This window comes from Duganella sp. GW821-FHT07G03, assembly GCF_059418605.1.
Genome location: NZ_JBWKQE010000010.1, coordinates 54687 through 74864, shown reverse-complemented (window position 1 = coordinate 74864; position 20178 = coordinate 54687). Strand labels below are relative to the sequence as shown.

Annotated in this window: 17 protein-coding genes; 5 read left to right on the top strand and 12 right to left on the bottom strand. The window is 65.5% G+C overall.

Annotated features, from left to right (window positions below):
• Positions 1 to 28 precede the first annotated feature (28 nt).
• The 4 genes from AC07OK_RS15110 to AC07OK_RS15095 all read right to left on the bottom strand — a co-directional run bounded on the left by AC07OK_RS15110 (position 29) and on the right by AC07OK_RS15095 (position 6652).
• Positions 29 to 1528: a tryptophan halogenase family protein gene (locus tag AC07OK_RS15110; protein WP_494691076.1), complete on the bottom strand. Its 1500-nt coding sequence runs from the start codon at positions 1526 to 1528 to the stop codon at positions 29 to 31.
• 33 nt (positions 1529 to 1561) lie between these two features.
• Entirely contained in the window at positions 1562 to 3226 is a 1665-nt protein-coding gene (locus tag AC07OK_RS15105) for a DUF5597 domain-containing protein (RefSeq protein ID WP_494691075.1), read from the bottom strand.
• Positions 3227 to 3305: 79 nt separating this feature from the next.
• Positions 3306 to 6377, bottom strand: coding sequence for a TonB-dependent receptor (locus tag AC07OK_RS15100; protein WP_494691074.1), 3072 nt, complete (start codon positions 6375 to 6377; stop codon positions 3306 to 3308).
• A gap of 104 nt (positions 6378 to 6481) precedes the next feature.
• A complete protein-coding gene (locus AC07OK_RS15095) occupies positions 6482 to 6652 on the bottom strand; it encodes a hypothetical protein (protein WP_494691073.1) in 171 nt (56 codons plus the stop codon).
• A gap of 83 nt (positions 6653 to 6735) precedes the next feature.
• Here AC07OK_RS15095 and AC07OK_RS15090 point away from each other — a divergent pair, with 83 nt between their 5' ends.
• The 3 genes from AC07OK_RS15090 (at position 6736) to AC07OK_RS15080 (ending at position 9836) form a co-directional block, all read left to right on the top strand.
• Entirely contained in the window at positions 6736 to 9000 is a 2265-nt protein-coding gene (locus AC07OK_RS15090) for a hypothetical protein (protein WP_494691072.1), read from the top strand.
• 186 nt (positions 9001 to 9186) lie between these two features.
• Complete coding sequence (locus AC07OK_RS15085) at positions 9187 to 9387, top strand: hypothetical protein (protein ID WP_494691071.1); 201 nt, start codon at positions 9187 to 9189, stop codon at positions 9385 to 9387.
• Positions 9378 to 9836 carry a PIN domain-containing protein gene (locus AC07OK_RS15080; RefSeq protein WP_494691070.1) on the top strand — a complete coding sequence of 153 codons (459 nt, stop codon included), beginning with the start codon at positions 9378 to 9380 and terminating at the stop codon, positions 9834 to 9836. The genes AC07OK_RS15085 and AC07OK_RS15080 overlap by 10 nt, the downstream gene beginning before the upstream one ends.
• A 97-nt stretch (positions 9837 to 9933) precedes the next feature.
• Here AC07OK_RS15080 and AC07OK_RS15075 read toward each other — a convergent pair whose 3' ends face one another.
• Entirely contained in the window at positions 9934 to 11514 is a 1581-nt protein-coding gene (locus tag AC07OK_RS15075; protein ID WP_494691069.1) for a GH39 family glycosyl hydrolase, read from the bottom strand.
• A 231-nt stretch (positions 11515 to 11745) separates the two neighbouring features.
• On the opposite strand from AC07OK_RS15075, the gene AC07OK_RS15070 reads away from it, so the two are divergent.
• The gene (locus AC07OK_RS15070; protein WP_494691068.1) at positions 11746 to 13107 is read left to right on the top strand and encodes an alpha-L-fucosidase; all 1362 of its coding nucleotides are present in this window, start codon (positions 11746 to 11748) and stop codon (positions 13105 to 13107) included.
• Between the two features lie 24 nt (positions 13108 to 13131).
• Here the strand turns inward: AC07OK_RS15070 and AC07OK_RS15065 are convergent, their stop codons facing one another.
• Positions 13132 to 13461: an L-rhamnose mutarotase gene (locus AC07OK_RS15065; RefSeq protein ID WP_494691067.1), complete on the bottom strand. Its 330-nt coding sequence runs from the start codon at positions 13459 to 13461 to the stop codon at positions 13132 to 13134.
• A 39-nt stretch (positions 13462 to 13500) separates the two neighbouring features.
• Here AC07OK_RS15065 and AC07OK_RS15060 point away from each other — a divergent pair, with 39 nt between their 5' ends.
• Positions 13501 to 14439 (top strand): GntR family transcriptional regulator, encoded by a 939-nt coding sequence (locus AC07OK_RS15060; RefSeq protein ID WP_494691066.1) that lies wholly within the window; start codon positions 13501 to 13503, stop codon positions 14437 to 14439.
• Positions 14440 to 14451: 12 nt separating this feature from the next.
• Here the strand turns inward: AC07OK_RS15060 and AC07OK_RS15055 are convergent, their stop codons facing one another.
• The 6 genes from AC07OK_RS15055 to AC07OK_RS15030 all read right to left on the bottom strand — a co-directional run bounded on the left by AC07OK_RS15055 (position 14452) and on the right by AC07OK_RS15030 (position 20076).
• Entirely contained in the window at positions 14452 to 15216 is a 765-nt protein-coding gene (locus tag AC07OK_RS15055) for an SDR family NAD(P)-dependent oxidoreductase (RefSeq protein WP_494691065.1), read from the bottom strand.
• Positions 15204 to 16511 (bottom strand): L-fucose:H+ symporter permease, encoded by a 1308-nt coding sequence (gene fucP, locus AC07OK_RS15050; protein ID WP_494691064.1) that lies wholly within the window; start codon positions 16509 to 16511, stop codon positions 15204 to 15206. The genes AC07OK_RS15055 and fucP overlap by 13 nt, the downstream gene beginning before the upstream one ends.
• A 96-nt stretch (positions 16512 to 16607) precedes the next feature.
• Positions 16608 to 17474 (bottom strand): fumarylacetoacetate hydrolase family protein, encoded by an 867-nt coding sequence (locus AC07OK_RS15045; protein ID WP_494691063.1) that lies wholly within the window; start codon positions 17472 to 17474, stop codon positions 16608 to 16610.
• A 31-nt stretch (positions 17475 to 17505) separates the two neighbouring features.
• Complete coding sequence (locus AC07OK_RS15040) at positions 17506 to 18519, bottom strand: aldo/keto reductase (RefSeq protein WP_494691062.1); 1014 nt, start codon at positions 18517 to 18519, stop codon at positions 17506 to 17508.
• Between the two features lies 1 nt (position 18520).
• Complete coding sequence (locus AC07OK_RS15035) at positions 18521 to 19741, bottom strand: UxaA family hydrolase (RefSeq protein ID WP_494691061.1); 1221 nt, start codon at positions 19739 to 19741, stop codon at positions 18521 to 18523.
• Positions 19741 to 20076 carry a UxaA family hydrolase gene (locus AC07OK_RS15030; RefSeq protein WP_494691060.1) on the bottom strand — a complete coding sequence of 112 codons (336 nt, stop codon included), beginning with the start codon at positions 20074 to 20076 and terminating at the stop codon, positions 19741 to 19743. Before AC07OK_RS15030 ends, AC07OK_RS15035 begins: the two co-directional genes overlap by 1 nt.
• Positions 20077 to 20178: the final 102 nt, after the last annotated feature.

Sequence of the window (20178 nt, the reverse complement as noted above, 5' to 3'; positions counted from 1 at the left end):
AAGTGGTGGAACAATGAACTACAGACGCCTAGCCGACCAGCTTGCGCACATAGTGCGTATGGTCGGGCATGGCGTCGACGGTCTGCGCGATGGTCTGGCGCAGCTGATAGAAATGCGCGTGCAATTTGCGCAAGTCCATAAGGTTGATGAGCGGGTCGTCGGTCTTAGGCACGATGCCCAGTCCCGCCATGATCGAAACGTGCGACGACACATGGAATCCCTGCGCGTCGTAGATGGCGACCCGCCCGGTTTCGCGGAACAGCTCGATCTGGTGCCTGAGCGTGTCCGGGATCGCCATGTTGGCGCAATAGCGCCAGAACTCGGAATCGCCGCGCTCGGTCACCTTGTAGTGCAGCACGATGAAGTCGCGCACGCTCTCGTAGCGGTAGGCGACCAGGCGGTTGAACTCGTCGGCCAGCTCGGGGCGGAAGTCGCGGTCGGGGAAATTCTCCAGCAGCCAGCTGACCGAGTTTTCGATGATGTTGATGCTGGTCGATTCCAGCGGCTCCAGAAACCCGCTCGACAGGCCGATGGCGACGCAATTCTTGATCCAGGACTTGCGGCGGCGGCCGGTGGTGAAGCGCAGCTGGCGCGGCTCGTCGAGCGCACGGCCGTCCAGGCCGTCGAGCAGCACGCGCGACGCTTCGGCGTCGCTGGTGAAGCCGTTGCAGTAGACATGGCCGTTGCCGGTGCGGTGCTGCAGCGGAATGCGCCAGGTCCAGCCGGCGCTCTTGGCGGCCGAGACGGTGTAGGGCGTGAGCCGTTCGACGCTCTCGCACGGCACGGCCTGTGCGCTGTTACACGGCAGCATGGCGCTCCAGTCGTCGTAGCCGGCCTGGTAGACGCCTTCGATCAGCAGCCCGCGGAAGCCCGAGCAATCGACGAACAGGTCGCCCTCGGCCCGGCGGCCGTCGCGCAGCTTGACGGCGACGATGTTGCCGCTCTCCGGATGCTGTTCGACCCCGGTGATCATGCCTTCGATGCGCGCCACGCCGCGCTGCATCGCATAGTCGCGCAAGTAGGCGGCATACAGGCCGGCGTCGAAATGGAAGGCGTAGGAATACGCATTGGTGGGCCCCGGCTGCGCGCCGTGCGGCGGCGTGAAGCGCTGCTGGCGCGCCATCACGCTGGCCACCGACCAGTCCTCGTAGGAAGGCATGTCGTGGAACTCGCGCGCCAGCCGCTGCCAGTACTGGTAGGCGGAACGGTATTCGATGGCCGGCACGAAATCGCCGAAGCCGTGGAAGAAACGGTTGCCGACATGGCCCCAGTCCTGGAACTCGATGCCGAGCTTGAAGGTCGCCTTGGTCTTCAGCACGAAGTCGACCGGGTCCAGGCCGAGCGCCTGATTGTAGTTGCGGATGGTGGGCAGCGTCGCCTCGCCGACGCCGACGGTGCCGATGTCCGGCGACTCGACCACCACGATTTCGCAGGCGTGGCCCAGCTTGAGCGCCAGCGGCGCGGCGGTCATCCAGCCGGCAGTACCCCCGCCGACGATGACGATTTTCCGGATAGCTTTATCGGACATGTCTGTCTCCTTGTAATTATTTTTCCCGGCAGTTCAATAACTGCCCATCCTGACCTTCAGCGTCACCGGCTGTCCGGTGAAGTTGAGGCCGTGGTCGGTCTGGTCGCCGTTCCAGTTGCGCTCCATGACCCACTGGCCCTGCGCGTCGAAATGCCCTTCCTCGACGCGGGCATACAGATACGGTTTGCCGGCGTTGGCGCCGGTGGCTTCAAGCTGGACCCGCAGGTGCTGGCCGAACAGCACAAACTCGTTGTCGCCGATCTGCGCCACCGCCAAACCGCCCGACGGTGCTTCGGTTCCCACCGGCGAGTCGGTGATGCGGGCAGGATCGGGCTGGCCGCCAAATTGCCACTCGCGGAACGAAGCCTTGATATTCCAACCCTTGAAATTCAGGCTCTGCGGCGTGCGCGCCTCGGTTTCGGCCAGGCCGTCGGTGCGCCCTTCCAGCGCCCAGCGCGCCCACTGCCCGGCCATCGGACGGAAGGCCTGGTAGATCTTTCCGAAGGGCTCGGCCATGGTCTTGTCCTTCAGCTTGGAGCCCAGCGGATAGTTGCTGTAGTCGGCATAGTCGACGCCGAACGGCGCCACGCCGATCGCGCCGCGCCCCAGGATCTGGAACACATAGCGCGCGTACAGCTGCGCGTTGCCCATCTCCGGCACGAACAGCGGATTGTCGCGGCGCTTGAACTGTTCCAGCGTGGCCGCCACCTTGTTCGATTCGGGCAGGTAGATGTCCGGGCCGACCACGTCGATATGCGGTGCGGCGGCCTTGTAGATGTCGATCACGTCATGGCCCGGACCGCCGCTGACAAAATTGTTTTGCCACGGCGCCATCGGCTCGATCGGATCGCGCAGCGCGCTGTTGACCGACATTGGCAGGTCGTACACCGCGCGCCCTGCCCTGGCCACTTGCTCGATATGGCTGGCGATCGCATAGGCATGGAAATACTCGTCGGCATACGGGCCATACACTTCCGTCCAGCTGCCGCTGGCGGCACCCGGCACCGGCGACTTTTTGCGCGCCAGCACCGCCGCCGGCACCGGCTGGCGGAACGCCGCCTCGGCCTTGGTGCTGAAGTCGCGCACCGTGCCGTAGGTGCCGACCTCGTTTTCGACCTGCATCATGATGACGGTGTGCTGCGCCGCGTCGATCCGCTTCAGGTGGCCCATCAGGGCGACGAAAGCCCTGGTATCGGCCTTGACCGTCTGCTCGCCCAGCGGCGACAGGCAGTAGCTGTTCTTGCCGTCCTTGCCGACCATGCGCGGGAAGCGTTGGTTGTCGAACTTGACCCACTCAGGCGTGTAAGCCGGCCCGGTGTTCTTCCAGCTGCCGAACCACAGCAGCACCAGCCGCACCTGGTTCTGGCGCGCCTGGGCCACCAGCGTGTCGATGTAGCTGAAATCGAACTTGCCTTCGACCGGCTCGATCTGCTCCCACGCCACCGGTATCTCCAGCGTGTTGGCATGGGCATCCTTGACGGCGGCCCAGACCTTGCCGAGCGCGGCCGGATAGTTGCTGGAATTGTGCGCCTGCACGCCCAGCATGATGTAGGGCTGGCCATCAACGACCAGCGCATGGCGGCCGTCGTCCTGCACCAGGTGCGGCAGCGCAGCGGACAACTCGGCGGCTTGCGCCCATGCGGAGGAAATAGCCAGCGCGCACCAGGCGCCGAGCAGACGGTAGGAAGTTTTTTTCATGGGATCGGATGCCGATTAAGGCTTAATGAAATGGCCTCCCGAAGCCGGAATCGACTGGGAGAGGCCGTGGATCAAACGCTTAGAACGAGTAGTTCAGCTGCGCGCCGAAGGTGCGTCCGGTGTAGAACGCCGAGCGCAGCTTCATGCCGATCTGCTGTTGCATGTACTGCTTGTAGACCGCGTTGGTCAGATTGCCGACCTGCGCGCCCATGCGCAGGTTCTCGGTGATCTTGTACTGGAAGCCGAAGTCCAGCTGGCCATACGCGCCGCCCCAGGTCGGCAAACCGTAGTTGACCGAGTAGGCGCCGCCGACATTCGGACTGGCAGGGTTGCGGTCGATGCCGTCGCCGCCGGCCGTGCCGTAAGCGGTGGTCGACTGCAGGTACTTGTCGCGCCAGCTGTAGGCCATGCGCATCGACAGCGGACCTTTGTCATACAACAGTGCCAGGTTGAGCGAGGTCTTCGACAAGCCCGACAGCGGCATGTCGCCGAACGCCCGGCCGTCGGTGTCGCAGCCATGCAGGTTGCGCACCTGATTGGCCTGCAACGTATCCTTCGGCGTGCACCAGCTGGAATTCACCGGGTCGTGGAAGGTCGTGCTGCTGTTGATGTAGGTGAAGTTGCCCGACACGCCGAGGCCGGACCACTGACCAGGCAGTTTGTCGAAGTAGGTCTGGAAGCCCGCTTCCAGGCCGCTGATGCGCGCATCCATCCCGTTGACCGGACCGTTGACCATAAAGTCGTAGCTCTTGCCGTTGACATCCGTCAGCGGGTGGCTCGCGGTCTGGTTGATGACCAGGTCCTTCAGATACTTGCTGAACACGCCCAGCGTCGCCGAACTGGCGCGGCCGAAGTAGTACTCGGCCGTCAGGTCGATATTGTTCGCCATGACCGGACGCAGCGCGGTGTTGCCGCGCGAGTCGCCGGTGTAGGTGATCGAGTCGACCACCGGCTGCTGATTCGGGCCCGGCGGCGTATGGGTTTTCACATCCATCTTCAGCGTCGTGTAGGCCTGCAGCTGGTAGAAGTCCGGCCGCGACATGCCACGCGACAGCGCCATGCGGAATTGCAGCTCGTCGTTGACCTTCATGCGCAGGTTCAGGCTAGGCAATACCTTGACGTAGGAATACTCGAAGGTCTGCTTCTCCGACGAACTTGGGATGTCCGGCACGCCCGGCTGCAGCGGCTTCTTCGGCGCATCGAACAGCGCGTAGCCGATCGATTCCGGGTTGGTGCGCACCACCCGCACGCCGACATTGCCGTCGATCGGGTAAGGCGCTTTGTCCAGACTGAAGCGCAGCTGCGCATAGGCCGCCTGGGTGCGTTCGCGCTGCTCGTTCAGGCCGGTGGCGTCGCCAAACGGCGGCAGCTTCCAGCTGCAGTCGTTGGTGCGGCCGGTGGCGTTGGCCTCCTGGCACAGCGTCGTGTAGTAGGTGTGCAGCTTGCTGATGGCATCGATCGAACCGGTCAGCGCCATGTTAGGCATGATCACCGAAGCCGGCATCGGCGCGGTGCCGCCGAAGAAGTTGTTGAACTTGTACAGGCTGTTGTTGCCGGCAAAACGGGGATCGCTCAGGGCCGCGAAATTGGCCAGCGGCTGCCACGAGGCCGAGCCGACCGCCCAACCCTGCGAGATCTGGGTCCATTCCGAATCGTGGGTGGACTGCGTCAGCGACGAACGCTCGGTGGCGCGCAGGCCGAAGCGCAGGTCGTTGAACACCGGGCTGTCGAAGGTGTATTTGGCGTCGATGCGCGCGGTGTTCATCTTGGCCGTCGCCACATCCTTGTGCACCTGGGTGAAGCCCCAGTAGTAGTGCGATGGATCGGCCAGGAAGTCCTGCGACGTCTTGTCGAAAGTGAACGACGGCAAGCTGCCGCCCAGGCTCACCGACTGGCCCGGCACCCAGCCGCCCAGGCCGATGGTGTTGTCGTAGCCTTCGGTTTTTGCCTGCACATGCTGCAGGTCGGCCTTGATGGTCCAGGCGTCGCTGGCGCGCCAGGTGCCGGACCAGGAGACGTCGCGGGTGTCGGAATCGCGGCCGCTGGAGCGCGCATCGGTGCCAAAGCCCAGGCCGGTGCCGAAGCCCTGGCCGCCGCTGGTGGTGTCGTGCAGCGTGCCGGACACCAGCGCGCCGCGGTCGTCGAAGACGGCGCCCGGATCGACCGACAGCGTGGCCGGGTTAGTGCCGACGAAGAAGGAATTCTCGCCGGTGTGCATCTTGTACTTCGAGCGCAGGAAGGTCACGTAGGACATCAGGTCGCCCTTCTTCCATTGCAGCGCGCCGTACAGGCCGTCGCGGGTGCGCTCGTAGGTGTTCGAGCCCCACGACGCGCCAGGGGTGACCCAGCGCGTCTTGTTGTCGCCGGCGACCAGGTCGTTACGCGAAAAATAAGGGTTGACCGTCATGCTGTCGCTCTGGCTGGCGATCTTCGAGTGCGCCAGGTCGATCAGCAGGCCGACCTGGCCCAGGCCGGTTTCCCAGCGATCCGAATACAGGCCCGACAGCGACGGCGGCGACACCTTCTTGCGCAGCGAGGAACCGGAGACGTCGGTCGACAGGGCGAACTTGCGGCCCTTGGAATCGAACGGCAGCGCGGTGCGCAGGTTGACCAGGCCGCCGATGCCGCCTTCGATCTGCTCGGCGGACGGGTTCTTGTAGACGTCGACGCCGGCCATCAGCTCGGGCGGCACGTCCTCGAAGCTCAGCGAGCGGCCGCCGTTGGCGGAGAACGAATCGCGGCCGTTGAACTCCGAACGCACCTGGCCCGAACCGAGGCCGCGGATCGACACGCCGGTGCCTTCGGCGGCGAAGTGGGCAATGCCGTCGCCGACGCCCTGTTGCGGATCGACCCGGTTCATGGTCCGGTCGATGGTCACGCCCGGCATGCGTTGCAGCACCTCGGTCACCGAACGGTCGGGCAGCTTGCCGATGTCGTCGGCGACCACCGAATCGAGGATCTCGTCGGCGTTCTTCTTGATGTTCTGGGCCGATTCCAGCGCGCCGCGCTGGCCGGACACGACCACGGTCAGCGGCTTGTCATCGCCCGTGGTTTTGGCCGCCGGCGCGGTTTGCGCGAACGCGGCGCCGCTGGCGATCACGATCATCTGGGCCACGCCAACTGCAATTGCTGTCTTTTTTAAGTTTGTCATTTACCTGTCTCCCTAGTACCACCACAAATTCACGGCCAACAACTGGCCGCAAACACCACCTCCGCCCTGCCCTTGTCGCATCGCGGAGGGTTACGTCATGGCGCTCATTCTGCAAGTCGCACCTTGATGCGGCAATTACAAAAAGAATCAAAGCCACAACTGAAAATGGGCAAACGACATGCAGGTGCAAAGCGCAGGGGCGTGCGGCTTCCGCCCGCCTGTTGCCAGCGCACGACACGGCGCGCCAATTTCACTTTGGCTTTGGCATTTTTCATTATTGCGGCGGGCGCAAGGATTGAGCACACTGAAATCCAGCGGGGCAGTACCCGCTTGGCCAACTGGAGACTAAAGGATACAAATGAAAAAAACACTACTACCCAATGCGCTGCTGCTGGCGCTGTTTGCCGCCAAGCTCATCACCATGCCGGCGCAGGCGGCCGGACCGGCCTATAGCTGGAACAACGTCAAGATCGGCGGCAGCGGCTATGTGCCCGGCATCATCGCCCATCCCGGCCAGCAGGGTTTGTTCTATGCCCGCACCGACGTCGGCGGCGCCTACCGCTACAACGCCGCCAGCCATAGCTGGACCCCGCTCAATGACTGGATCTCGGGCGCCCAGTTCAACATGAGCGGCATCGACTCCATCGCCATCGACCCCAGCGATCCCAACAAACTGTACGTGGTCGGCGGCATTTACTACAGCGGCAGCAGTGCCGTGCTCATGATATCGAGCAACCAGGGCGCCAGCTTCACGCAGGTGCCGCTGGGCTTTTCGACCGGCGGCAACGAGGGCGGCCGGCAGGTGGGCGAGCGCCTGATGGTCGACCCCAACCTGGGTTCGGTGCTGTTGTATGGCACCGGCAATTACGCCGGCAACGCCAGCAGCAACGGCCTGTGGAAGAGCAGCAACGGCGGCACCAGCTGGTCCAAGGTGAGCGGCTTCCCGGCGCTGTCGAACGACGGCAGCGGCGCCGGCGTCTCCTTTGTCGCCTTCCAGAAAGCGTCGACCACGGCGGGACACGCGACCCCGACCATCTTCGCCGGCATCAACACCAAGACCGCCGAGCAGACCGGCTCCAAGCTGTACAAGAGCACCGATGGCGGCAACAACTGGCAGCCGATCTGGGGCGGCCCCGGCGGCCTGCAGCCGCAGCGCGGCCAGGTCGGTCCGGACGGCAATCTCTACATCACGTTCGCGGCCTGGACCTCCGACACCGACCAGGACGGCAAAGTCTGGGAGCACTACGGACCGGACGGCCTGACCAAGGGCCAGGTGTGGAAGTACAACATCGCCAACAGCCAGTGGTCCTACATCACTCCGTGGAGCAGCAACAACACCAATGGCGAGTACAGCTGGGGCTTCTCCGGACTGTCGGTGGACCCGAACCATCCGGGCACGCTGATGGTCAACACCATCGACCGTTACGACAGCCAGGGCGAGACCGCCTACCGCTCCACCGACGGCGGCGCCACCTGGACCGACCTGACCGCCAACGCCACTTTCGACATCAGCGCGGCGCCGTGGAACACGGTGTACGGCACCGTCCACAACACGGGCAACTGGGCCGCCTCGGTGCTCGATCCGTTCAACCTCAACCATGCCTTCGTCACCTCCGGCGGCGGCATCATGGAGAGCAACAACGTGACCGTGTCCAATCCGGCCTGGGCCTACGGCCAGAACGGCATCGAGGAAACCGTGATCAACGCGCTGATCTCGCCACCGCCCAACCAGTACGGCGCGACACCGCTGATCAGCGGCGGTCCCGACGTGTGCGGCTTCGTCCACTACAGCCTGACCACCGCGCCCACGCTGGAATTCTCCGGCCCGACCTGCTCCCAGCTCACCAGCATGGACTACAACAAGGCCGACTCCAACTACGTGGTGCGGGTCGAGTATGACGGCTACAACAGCGTCAAGCACTACGGCGCCATCTCGTGGAACGGCGGCTACAGCTGGAGTCCGTTCAACAGCAACGGCACCGCCACCAAGGGCGGCGGCAACGTCGCGGTGAACGCCGACGGCTCGGCCATCCTGTGGGCGCCGCTGGACACGGCTCCGGCCTACTCCACCAACAGCGCCTATTCGTGGAACTCGCTGATCGGCGTGCTGCCGAACAACGTGAAGATCGTCGCCGACGGCTACAATCCCAACCTGTTCTACGCCTACGACCGCAGCGCGGGGACCTTCTACACCAGCAGCGACAAGGGCGCGACCTGGGCCACCACCAACGCCGGCCTGGGCGCGTGGGGCGACCAGCTGACCGCTCCGACCGGGCTGGGCGGCGACCTGTGGCTGGTCACCTACAACGGCCTGTACCACACCACCACCTCCGGCTGGGGCGCCTGGGTCAAGGCGCCCGGCGTCACGCAGGCGGCCGGGCTGGGCTTCGGCAAGGCGGCGCCCGGCGCCGGCTATCCGGCCATGTACGTGGAAGGCACGGTGGCCGGCGTGTGGGGCATCCACCGCTCGACCGACGGCGGCAACACCTGGGTCCGCATCAATGACAGCCAGCACCAGTGGTACGGCACCAACCACGTGATCACCGGCGATCCGAAGACCTTCGGCACCGTGTACATCGGCACCAACGGCCGCGGCATCATCTACGGCACCTCGGCCAACTGACGTCCAGCCAGCGCAAGCGCCCCGTCGTTGCGGCGGGGCGCCCGATACTTACCAGTGAAAACCGATCGACTGGAGACTAAAATCTTACGGCCGAGCTGAGCTTGCAATATCGACAATTCACGGCTTCATGACGATCCCGAGGGAATGCGCTACACTAATTGACATCGACAGGCAAGGAGGTGCGCCATGACAGCCTTCATTCACCACGAAGACGAGCAATCGCTCGACTCGGCAACAAAAGACACGTCAAAGAACGACTCGCTTGCTCAAGCGCGCAAACGTCGCGTGGAAGCTCTGCGGCGCGTTGCCGGCATCTGGGCAAACCGCACCGATATTCCCGCCGACGGCCTGGCCTATCAATTAGAGTTGAGGTCTGAATGGCGCTAGTCCTTTTCGACACCAACATACTCATAGACGCCCTTAAGGGCTACCCGCCGGCAATCCAGGAGCTGGAATATTGGGACGAGCCCGCCATTAGCGCGATCACCTGGATGGAGGTCATGGCCGGCACCAGAGACGACTACGACGAAGTGCTGGGCTTCCTGAATTCCTTTGGATTTGAGATCATTCAGACGAACGAAGCAATCATGATCGCTTCGATGGAGATCCGCAGGATGAGCATCCAAATGGGCCATAAAGTCGCGCTGCCTGACGCCATCATCATGGGCACGGGCCTATTCCGCGGAGCAATCATCATCACTCGCAACAAAAAAGACTTCTTTACTCCGAACGTCCGCATTCCTTACGAGTTGAAATCAACAAATCCCGTGGAGTTCATCAATACGGATCCCCCACCTGGTCTCGCTTCGTCATCCGCCCCCCTTGGCGACGACTAGTTTGACCTTTTCACCAAAACCATTCCGGGCCCGCCGCAGGGCTAAAATGCTGATCCGCCTGGAACAACAAGCGACTTGCCGGAGGCGGTAGCTTACTTCAGTCCTGCCGCGTCAGCGTCACCAGGGCGACGTCGTTGCTGCGCATCGGCAGCTTGACATCGACCGCGCCGCTGTTGCCGACCTGGATCACGCGGTCGGTCTCGGGCAGGTCGCGGGTTAGCCCGTGCAGCTGCTCGACCTGGGCCGGGGTCAGCGTCTTCGGCGCGCCCATCTCGATGTAGGCCGAGTAGGCGTCGTTGGCGCGGAAGCCGCTGCGGTGCACCTGCAAGCGGTACTTGCCAGCCTTGACGTGGCTGATGCGCACCGCCAGCGGCGCCGACGGCGACGACGGCACCACGCGGCTGTAGAACGGCCGGTTGCTGACCTTCTGCTCCGGCTGCTGGAAGTCCCACACCACCGCCGTCACCTTGCGGCCGTCCGACGACGCCATCACCTGCGCGTCGGCGACCGGGATCTCGTTGCCGCTCAGCGCGTGCAGGTACTTGTAGGCGAAATACGCGGGCTTGCGGATGCCCTGCGGATTGAGCAGGCCGAAGCCGCCTTCGAACGGCTTGCTCGGAGGACCCGGCTCTTCGAACAGGTCGCTGTAGGTCCAGTAGCTCATGCCCTGCACCAGGCCCTTGGCGGCCTTGAGCTTGCTGAGGATGTACGTCGAGCTGATGTAGGAATCGTGCACCAGGTCGCGCGGCGTGTAGCTGGTGCTCCACTCGGTGAAGTACAGCGGCAGGTTCGGGAATTTCGACGCCGTGATCTGCTCGCGCACGCGCCGCACGTCGCCGACCACGGCGTCCGGCGACGCCGACAGCTTGGTGTCACCCTCGCCTTTTTCGTCGAGGAAGCCGCCGTCCACGCCGTAGGTGTGGGTGGTGACGAAATCGACGGCGGCGCCGCTATGGGCCACGTGGTCGAGGAATTCCGGCACCCAGGCGGCGCCCGCCGTGGACGGCCCGCCCACGCGCAGCGCCGGATCGATGGCCTTGATGGTGTTGGCGGTCAAGTCGTACAGTTCGAAATACGCCTTCTGGTCGGCGTGTTCCCAGAAGCCGTCCAGGTTGGGCTCGTTCCACACTTCGAAGAACCAGCTGCGCACTTCCTCCTGGCCGTAGCGCTGCTCGATGTGGCGCACGAAGGCCGCGATCAAGTCCTTCCATTTGGCCGGATCGGGATGCGAGGTGTTGCCTTGCCAGTAGAAGACCTGGTTGTTCGAGGTCGCCATCGCCTTGGGCGTGAAGCCCAGCTCGACGAAAGGCTTGATGTGGCGCGCCAGCATCTGGTCGTACAGCTGGTCCAGCTTGGTCCAATCGTAGACGAGCTTGCCGTCCTCCATGCACACCGTGCCCAGCACATCGTGGAAGATGGCGTGGAAGCGCAGGTAGCGGAAACCGAGTTCGTCGACCGTGGTCTGCAACTGCGCCATGCTGTCGTCGCGCAGCAGCGTGCCCGGGTAGTCGGAGCCGACCGACAGGTCATAGAAGCGGTCGAGCGGCTTGAGCGCCTGCGCCACGTCGACCACGATGCGGCGCGGCGCCGGATGGCCGGCGTCGGCCGCCGATGCGGACGACAGTGGCAGGCAGATCGTGGCGAGTGCCGCCAGGCAGGTGGGGCGGAAGTGCTGCATTGATACGGTCTCCTGGTCTGATTATTGCCGGGATGCTAGCACCGGAGCCAGGCATCCGGCATGGTAGACGGCGCCGTTAGCACATTTCATTACGCCGCTTGGTGAATTGCATAACGCCGGCCGCCGGCGCTCGTTAATTCTGTTGACGGCCTTGGTGAATATTGCAATTGCCGCACCCTACAGGCATGGGCAGAATGGGCCGTTGACTGGCCTTATCCCGAATGGAAAACTATGAAGCGCAACTACCTGCAATTGCTGACCGCCCTCGCCTGCTGCATGGCGGCCCATCCGCCGCAGCCGGCGTTCGCCCAGGCCGGCCTCACCGACGAGCAGCGCTCGGCCGCCAAGTCGCTGGCCGATTCCGGCGCGCTGGCGCCGGAGCTGCGCCTGTCCGCCCAGGACATGGCCTGGTGGCGCGACGCCAAGCTCGGCATCTTCATCCACTGGGGGCTGTATGCGCTGCCCGGCAAGGGTGAATGGCATATGCACAACGACAAGGTGCCGGCGGCCGGGTACGCGCGGCTGGCGCAGGAATTTCACCCGGCCCATTTCCGGCCGGAGGGCTGGGCCGCGCTGGCCAAGGATGCGGGCGCGCGCTACATGGTGATGACGGCGCGCCATCACGACGGCTTTGCGATGTTCGACAGCCCGTCCAGCTACGGCGGCTACGACGCCATGCGTTCGGCGGCCCATACCGACTTCATCGCCGGCTACACGCGGGCGGCGCGGGCGCAGGGCCTCAAGGTCGGCATTTATTATTCGCCGATGGACTGGCGCTTCCCCGGCTATTTCGCGCCACGCGAGCTGGCCGCCAACGCCGCGCTGATGAAGCAGCAAGCCTACGGCCAGGTGCGCGAGCTGATGACCAACTACGGCCAGGTCGACGTGCTGTGGTACGACGGCGGCTGGCTGGCGCACCAGGGCTCGGACGCGGACGCGGCCTGGTTCTGGCAGCCCGAGGTCCTCAACAAGATGGTGCGCGGCTACCAGCCCAAGGCGGTGATCAATCCGCGCTCCGGCTGGCAGGGCGATTTCGACACCGAGGAAGGCGACGCGCCGATCACCGGTCCGGTGCGGACCAAGCCGTGGGAAAAGACGTTCACGCTGTCGCTGCGGGCCTGGGGCTACACGCCGGGCGGCGGCGCGCTGGCGCCGGAGCGCGTGATCCGGCTGGCGGTGGACGCGGCCACACGCAACGGCAATGTGCTGGTCAACATGAGCCCCGACCCGGACGGCGACATTCCCCCGGACCAGGTGGCGACCCTGCGCGCGCTGGGCGCGTGGATGCAACGCAACGGCGCCAGCCTGCAGGACACCCGCCCCGGCCCCTATCAACCGGTGGACAGCGTCTACGGCTCGACCGTCAAGGACCGCGACGTCTACCTGCACGTGCTGGCATGGCCGCAGCAGCGCCTGAACCTGCCGCCGCTGGCGCAGCGCATCGTCTCGGCGACCCGCATGGATGGCCGCAAGGTGCCATTCGAACAGAGCGCCAGCGGCGTGTCGGTCGAGGTGCCGGCGGCCGAGCGGGACCCGGTCGACACCGTGATCCGGTTTGAAATGGCGGCGGCCGTGCCGTCGCTGGCGCCCTAAACGGCGCAGCCGCCACGTCGAGGTTCAATCGACGTGGAACACCGCCGGCATCATCGCCCAGTGTTCGCCTTCCGCGCGGACTGCCAGCGGGCGCTGGCACGGTGCGCAGAAGGTCCACCAGCGCCGGGTCTCCGGATCGTCCGCCACGGCGCGCATGTCGGCGTCGAAATCGCTGCCGTGATATTCCCAGTAGCCAAACAGCAGATTCTCCGGCTCGCGCAGGAAGATCGTGTAGTTGCGCACGTGCGCAGCCGCCAGCGTGGCCAGCACCTGCGGCCACACCGCCGCATGCAGGGCCTTGTATTCGTCGATCTTGCCGGGCTCTATCCCGATCACCATGCCCATACGTTCCATTGCTACTCCTTGTTTGACTCGATAAAAAGGTAAAATGACATGTCTTTACTTTGCCCGCACACCATGGCCAAGCTTCCCATCACCACCCGGCGCAGCATCAACCTGCTGCTCGATCACGCCGCCCAGCACCTGAAGGTGGGCGACGCCCTGCCGACCGAGATGCGGATGACCGAGATCGTCGAGAGCAGCCGCACCGCGGTGCGCGGTGCGCTGGCCCATCTGGTCGAGCATGGCCTGATCGCCGGCATGAAGCAGCGCCACCTGCTGCGCAAGCCGAAACCGGACGACTATTTCGACGTGGCCGAACTGCACAGCGCCAGCGAACAGCTGCAGCAGGTGCTGATGGAACGCATCTACGAACGCGACCTGCCGCCCGGCGCCGAGTTCACCGAGGTCGAGCTGTCGCGCGCGGCCGGCGTGAGCACCATCGCCGTGCGCGAATTCCTGATCGGCTTCTCGCGCAACGGCTTGATCGAAAAAACCCCGCGCGGCAGCTGGCGCCTGTGCGCGTTCGACACCAAGTTCGCCCAGGAGTTAGGCGAGGTGCGCGAGATGTTCGAGCTGAAGGCGATCGAACGCATCGCCGGCCTGGCGCCGGACGATCCGGCCTTCGCCCGGCTGCGCGAGCTGCTGGCGCGCCACGAAGCGCTAGGCAAGGAATCGGCCGAGAGCCACGTCGAATTTCCGGCGCTCGACCGCGAGTTCCACAGCTTCCTGATCGGCCTGCTGGACAACCGTTTCGCCGAAAACCTGAACGACGCCGTGTCGATGGTGTACCACTACCACTACCAGTGGGACAAGCGCGACGAACTGCCGCGCAACCAATACGCGGTGCAGGAGCATCTGGCCATCCTGCGCCCGCTCGCCAAGGGCGACGTGCCGGCCGCGATGGCGGCCATGCGCAACCACCTGCACTCGTCCCGCTCCACCATGCTCAGCGCGCTGCGCCTCCGGGAAAACAGCGCGCACCCGGAGTGACGCCGCGCCGGATCAGGCGTTGAGCGTGATGAAGCCGCCGTCGATCGGATAGTCGGCGCCGGTGATGAACGAGGCCTCTTCACTGCACAGGTACAGCGCCAGCGCCGCCACCTCGTCCGGCCGCGCCATGCGGCCGATCGGCTGCGTCTTCGACAGGCGCTCGAACATTTCCGCCTCCTGGCCCGGATAGTTCTTGGCCAGGAAACCGTCGACGAACGGCGTGTGCACCCGCCCCGGCGAGATCGAATTGCAGCGTATCCCGTCCTGCAGGTAATCCTTGGCCACCGACAGCGTCATCGCCATCACCGCGCCCTTGGCGGTGGAATAGGCGAAACGCTCCGGCACCGCCACCCACGCCGCCACCGACGCCATGTTGAGCACCACGCCGCCGCCGTTCTGGCGCAGCAGCGGTATCGCCGCGTGCAGGCAGTTGTAGGCGCCCTTGACGTTGACGTTGATCACGCGGTCGAAATCTTCTTCGCTGGTGCTGTCGGCCTTGCCCACGTGGGCGATGCCGGCATTGTTGATCAGGATGTCGATCGCGCCGATCTGCTCGAACAACGCATGCACCTGCGCCTGGCGCGTCACGTCGCAGGCGTGCGCCGTGGCCTGGCCGCCCTCCTCGCGGATGACACCCGCCACGTCGGCGCCGGCGGCCTCGCTGACGTCGAGGATGTGCACCACGGCGCCCCTGCGCGCGAACAGCGCGGCAATGGCCGCGCCGATGCCGCTGCCGCCGCCGGTGATGACCGCTCGTTTACCTTTTAATTCAAACATGTTTCGATACTCCCTGTCGAGGTGATGGTGGCCGGCTGCCGCGCCTCCTGCAATGCCGCCCGCGCGAACCACGCGATCACGAGGAAGCACAGCAGCGGCGCGGCGTAGCCGAATTGAAGGTTATGCGTCATGTCGCTGATCACGCCGAACAGCAGCGGCAGCACCGCGCCGCCGACGATGGACATGACGATCAGGCTGCTGCCCATCTCGGTGTCGGCGCCGGCGTTGCCGATGCCGAGCGAGAAAATGGTGGGGAACATGATGGACATGAAGAAGGCGATGCCGATCACCGCCGCCAGGCTGGCGGCGCCGCTGGCGAACATCGCCAGCGCCGACAAGGCCACGCTGGCCAGCGCGTACACCAGCAGCAGGCGCGCCGGCGCGATGTACTTCATCAGCCAGGTGCCGGCGAAGCGGCCGATCACGAAGGCAGCGCCGCAGCCCCAGCCCAGGTAGTCCGCCGCCTTGATCTGCGAGATGCCGGCCGCCCTGGACGCATACAGGATGAAAAAGCTGAACACGCACACCTGCGCGCCGACGTAGAAGAACTGGGCGATGACGGCGCGCCGGATCGACGCCCGGCGCAGCGCCCGCAGGATGGCGCCGCGCGCCGGCGCGGCCTGCGCGGCGGTGCCGGCGGCCGGCAGCTTGAGGAAATAGAACACCAGCGCGATGGCCATGATCACCAGCGCGATCGCCAGGTACGGCGCCTTGACGCTGGCAGCTTCCGTCGCCAGCAACGCCTGGCGCGCGCCGTCGGACATGGCCTGCAGCTGGGCGTCGCTGGCGCCGTCGACCAGGATGGCGCGCGCGCCGACGATGGGCGCCAGTGTGGCGGCCAGGCCGTTGAACGACTGCGCCAGGTTGAGGCGCTGGGTGGCCTGCTCGGGACGGCCCAGCAGCGTGATGTAGGGATTGGCCGCCGTCTCCAGCACGGTCAGCCCGCAGGCGATGATGAACAGCGCGCCGAGGAAGAACACGTAGCGCTGGGTGTCGGCGGCCGGGATGAACAGCAGCGCGCCGGTGGCGAACAGCGCCAGTCCGGCCAGCATGGCGTTCTTGTAGCCGGCCCGGCGGATCAGCAGGCCGGCCGGCAGCGCCATCACGAAGTAGGCGATGAACACCGCCGAATCGACCAGCGCCGATTGCAGCACGGTCAGGCTGAAGGACTTGCGCAGGTGCGGTATCAGAATCGGGTCGAGATTATGGACGAAGCCCCACATGAAAAACAGCGTGGTGATCATCACAAAGGCAAACCGGTAGGAATGCCCGCTTGCTGGTGCGGTCGGGGTCATGGAGTCTCCGTAGGTGGCGCTTGGGCGCCTTGCTGTTCTATCCATTGTTGCAGCCGCCGCGGATGTCGGTCCGCGGCGGCGATACCACTACTTGGCTTAGCCGTCGATCAGCTCCGGGTTCCAGGCGTGCACGGTCTGGTTTTGCTGGCCCAGGCCTTCGATGCCCAGCGCCATGCGGTCGCCCGCGCGCAGGTAGACCGGGTCCGGCTTCTGGCCCAGGCCCACGCCCGGCGGCGTGCCGGTGCTGATCACGTCACCCGGATTGAGCGTCATGAAGCGGCTGATATAGCTGACCAGCTGCGCCACCGTGAACACCATGGTGCGGGTGTTGCCGGTCTGGTAGCGCTTGCCGTTCACCTCCAGCCACATGTCGAGGTTCTGTGGATCGCCCACCTCGTCGGCGGTGACCAGCCACGGGCCCACGGGACCGAAGGTGTCGCAGCCCTTGCCCTTGTCCCACTGGCCGCCGCGTTCGAGCTGGTACTCGCGCTCGGACAGGTCGTTGACCACGCAATAGCCGGCCACGTAGTCGAGCGCCTCGCTCTCCTCGACGTAGCGCGCGCGGGTGCCGATCACCACGCCCAGTTCCACTTCCCAGTCGCTCTTGATCGAGTCGCGCGGCAGCACCACCGCGTCGTTGCAGCCCATGATGGAGCTGGTGGCCTTGGCGAACAGCACCGGCTCGGACGGCACCGCCATGCCCGATTCGGCCGCGTGGTCCGAATAGTTCAGGCCCACGCAAATCAGCTTGCCGATGTCGGCCACGATGGGCGCGTAGCGCACCGGCTGCGCGACCAGCGGCAGTTTGCTGGCGTCGATCGTGGCCAGCAGGTCCAGGTTGGCGCGGCCGAGGTGGGCCGAGGTAAGGTCCGGCAGTACGCCGGACAGGTCGCGCAGCATACCCTGCGCATCGAGCAGGCCAGGTTTTTCGTAGCCCTTGGGGCCAAAGCGTAACAATTTCATTTATTTCCCTTGTACGTCACTTCAAAAAAAATCAGGCGCCCATGGGCGTCGGCGCGTTACGGTCGATCAATCCTTGTTGAACCAGGGCCGCCCACAGCGCGGCGGGCAGCGGCCGCGCGAACCACTCGGCGTTCTGGCGCAGCTGCGCCGGGCTTTGCGCGCCGGGGATGCAGGACACCACCGCCGGATGCGCCATCGGAAACTGCAAGGCGGCCGCCTGGATCGGCGCGTCGACCTGCGCGCAGACCGCGGCGATGGCCTCGACGCGGGCGATGATGTCGGCCGGCGCGTCCTCGTAATTGAACTTGCGGGTGCCCGCCAGGATGCCGGAATTGAACGGCCCGCCGATCACGATGCCGACGCCGCGCTGCGCGCAGCGGTCCAGCAGCGGCGCCAGCGCGGCCTGTTCCAACAGGGTGTAGCGCCCGGCCAGCAGCGCGCAATCGAGGTCGCACACTTCCAGCGCGTCGGCCACCACCTCCCATTCATTGACGCCCAGGCCGAAGGCGCCCACGCTGCCCTCGTCACGCAGCTGCGTCAGCGCACGGAAGCCGCCGCCGGTCGTCAACTGCTGCCAGTAGTGCGCGTGCTGTTCGCCGTGCGTGACGCGGCCGATGTCGTGCACGTACAGGATGTCGACCCGGTCCATGCCCAGCCGCTGCAGGCTGTCCTGGTGCGAGCGCATCACGCCGTCGTAGCTGTAGTCGAAGTGCGGCCGCAGCGGCAGCGGCCGCGCCCAGCCGGATTCGCCGGGCCGCACGCCGGCGTCGGGCCGCATCAGCCGCCCGACCTTGGTGCTGACCACGTAGCTGTCGCGCGGGCGCTCGCGCAGCGCGGCGCCCAGCCGGTGTTCGGACAGCGTGTAGCCGTAGTAAGGCGCGGTATCGAAATAGCGGATGCCCAGCTCCCAGGCGGCATCGACGATGGCGCGCGCCTCGGCGTCGCTGACCTCCTGATACAGGCCGCCCAGCTGGGCGCAGCCCAGTCCCAGGCTGCTCAGCGCGATGCCGCGGCGCGGCAGCATGCGCGGGTCGTTGACGTGCATGTCAGGCCGCTTTCAAAGGGAAGCATCCGGGGCCGGACGCTTCGAATTGTTTATACGTGAGGATGAACTCCTGGTGCCCCAGCGCTTCCGAACAGCTTTGCGCGCCGTTGGCCACCTGCGCCACCAGCGCCACGATCTCGGCGCCGACCTGCTCCAGCGTCGCGGCGCCGGTCAGGATGCGGCCCGCGTTCACGTCCATGTCCTCGGACAAGCGCTCGAACGTGGCCGGGTTGGCGCACACCTTGATCACCGGCGAGATGGCCGAGCCTACCACCGAGCCGCGCCCGGTGGTGAACAGCGTGACATGCGCGCCACAGGCGATCAGCTCGACGATTTCGGCGTTGTCGGAAATGTTGGGGAAGCCGAAGCGCACCTCGCCGTCCGGCACCACGTCCAGCAGGTACAGGCCGCCGGTTTCGGGCTGGTCGCCTGGCTTGAGGATGCCGCTGATCGGCGAGGCGCCGCTCTTGGCGTAGGCGCCCAGCGATTTCTCTTCCTGCGTGGTCAGGCCGCCGTCGGCATTGCCGGGCGCGAAACTGCCGTGGCCCAGCACCGTGTAGTAGTGCGCCGCCTTATTGACGCAGGCGACGATGGCCTCGCCCAGCTCCGGCGTGGCGGCGCGGCGTTTCATGTGGAATTCGCAGCCCACCAGTTCTCCCGTCTCTTCGAAGATGCAGGCCGCGCCGGCCGCCACCAGCTGGTCGAAGGCCACGCCGACGGCCGGGTTGGCGGTGATTCCGCTGGTGCTGTCCGAGCCGCCGCAGATGGTGGCCACCACCAGTTCATCGAGCCCCATCGGCACGCGCTGCTGCGTATCGAGCGCTTCGCGCGCCCAGCGTACCCATTCGACGCCGTCGGCCACACTGGTGCGGGTGCCGCTGTTCTGCTGGATGGTGATGGTGTGCACCGGCCGGCCGCTGGCCGCCACCTCCTCTTCCAGGCCACGGCGGTTGAAGCTCTCGCAGCCCAGCGAAACGATCATCGCGGCGCCGACGTTGGGGTGGGTGGCCAGGCGCTTCATCATGCGGTCGGCGTAATCGTTCGGATAGCAGCCGGGGAAGCCGATCAGGTGCACCTCCTGGCCGGGGAAGGCGTTGACGATCAGGCGCGCCACGTGGTGCGCGCATTCGACGGTGTAGGCGACGACGACGACGTTGCGGATGCCCTTGCGGCCGTCGGCGCGCAAGTATCCCGACAGTGCGGGCAGTGTAGCGTTGGACATCAGTGGGTGCTCCCGATGAAGGAATGGGCGTCCGACGCCAGGGTGTAGGTCGGGATGTAGTCGCTGACGAGATTATGCGTGTGCAGCATGGCGCCGGGCGCGACGTCGGCGGTGACGGTGCCGATGATGGCGCCGTAGCGCAGCACCTTGTCGCCGGCCTTGAGTGCGCGGCGGGCCACCTTGTAGCCCAGCGGTACATTCTCGGCCAGGGTGACGGCCGCGCCGTCGATTTCCGGCGCCTCGCCGGCCGCCAGCGGCATGCGGGCGATCAGGCAGTTGTCTTCGGGCGCCATCAGCAGCAGGCGCGGCGCCGAGGGCTTGGTGGGGGTGGACATGGATCGTTCCTTACGGATAAAAGTCAGCATCAACCGCTCGATTGTATTCGATATATCACGTACAATACAAGCACATCCAACCTCGATCCGGAAAATTCGATG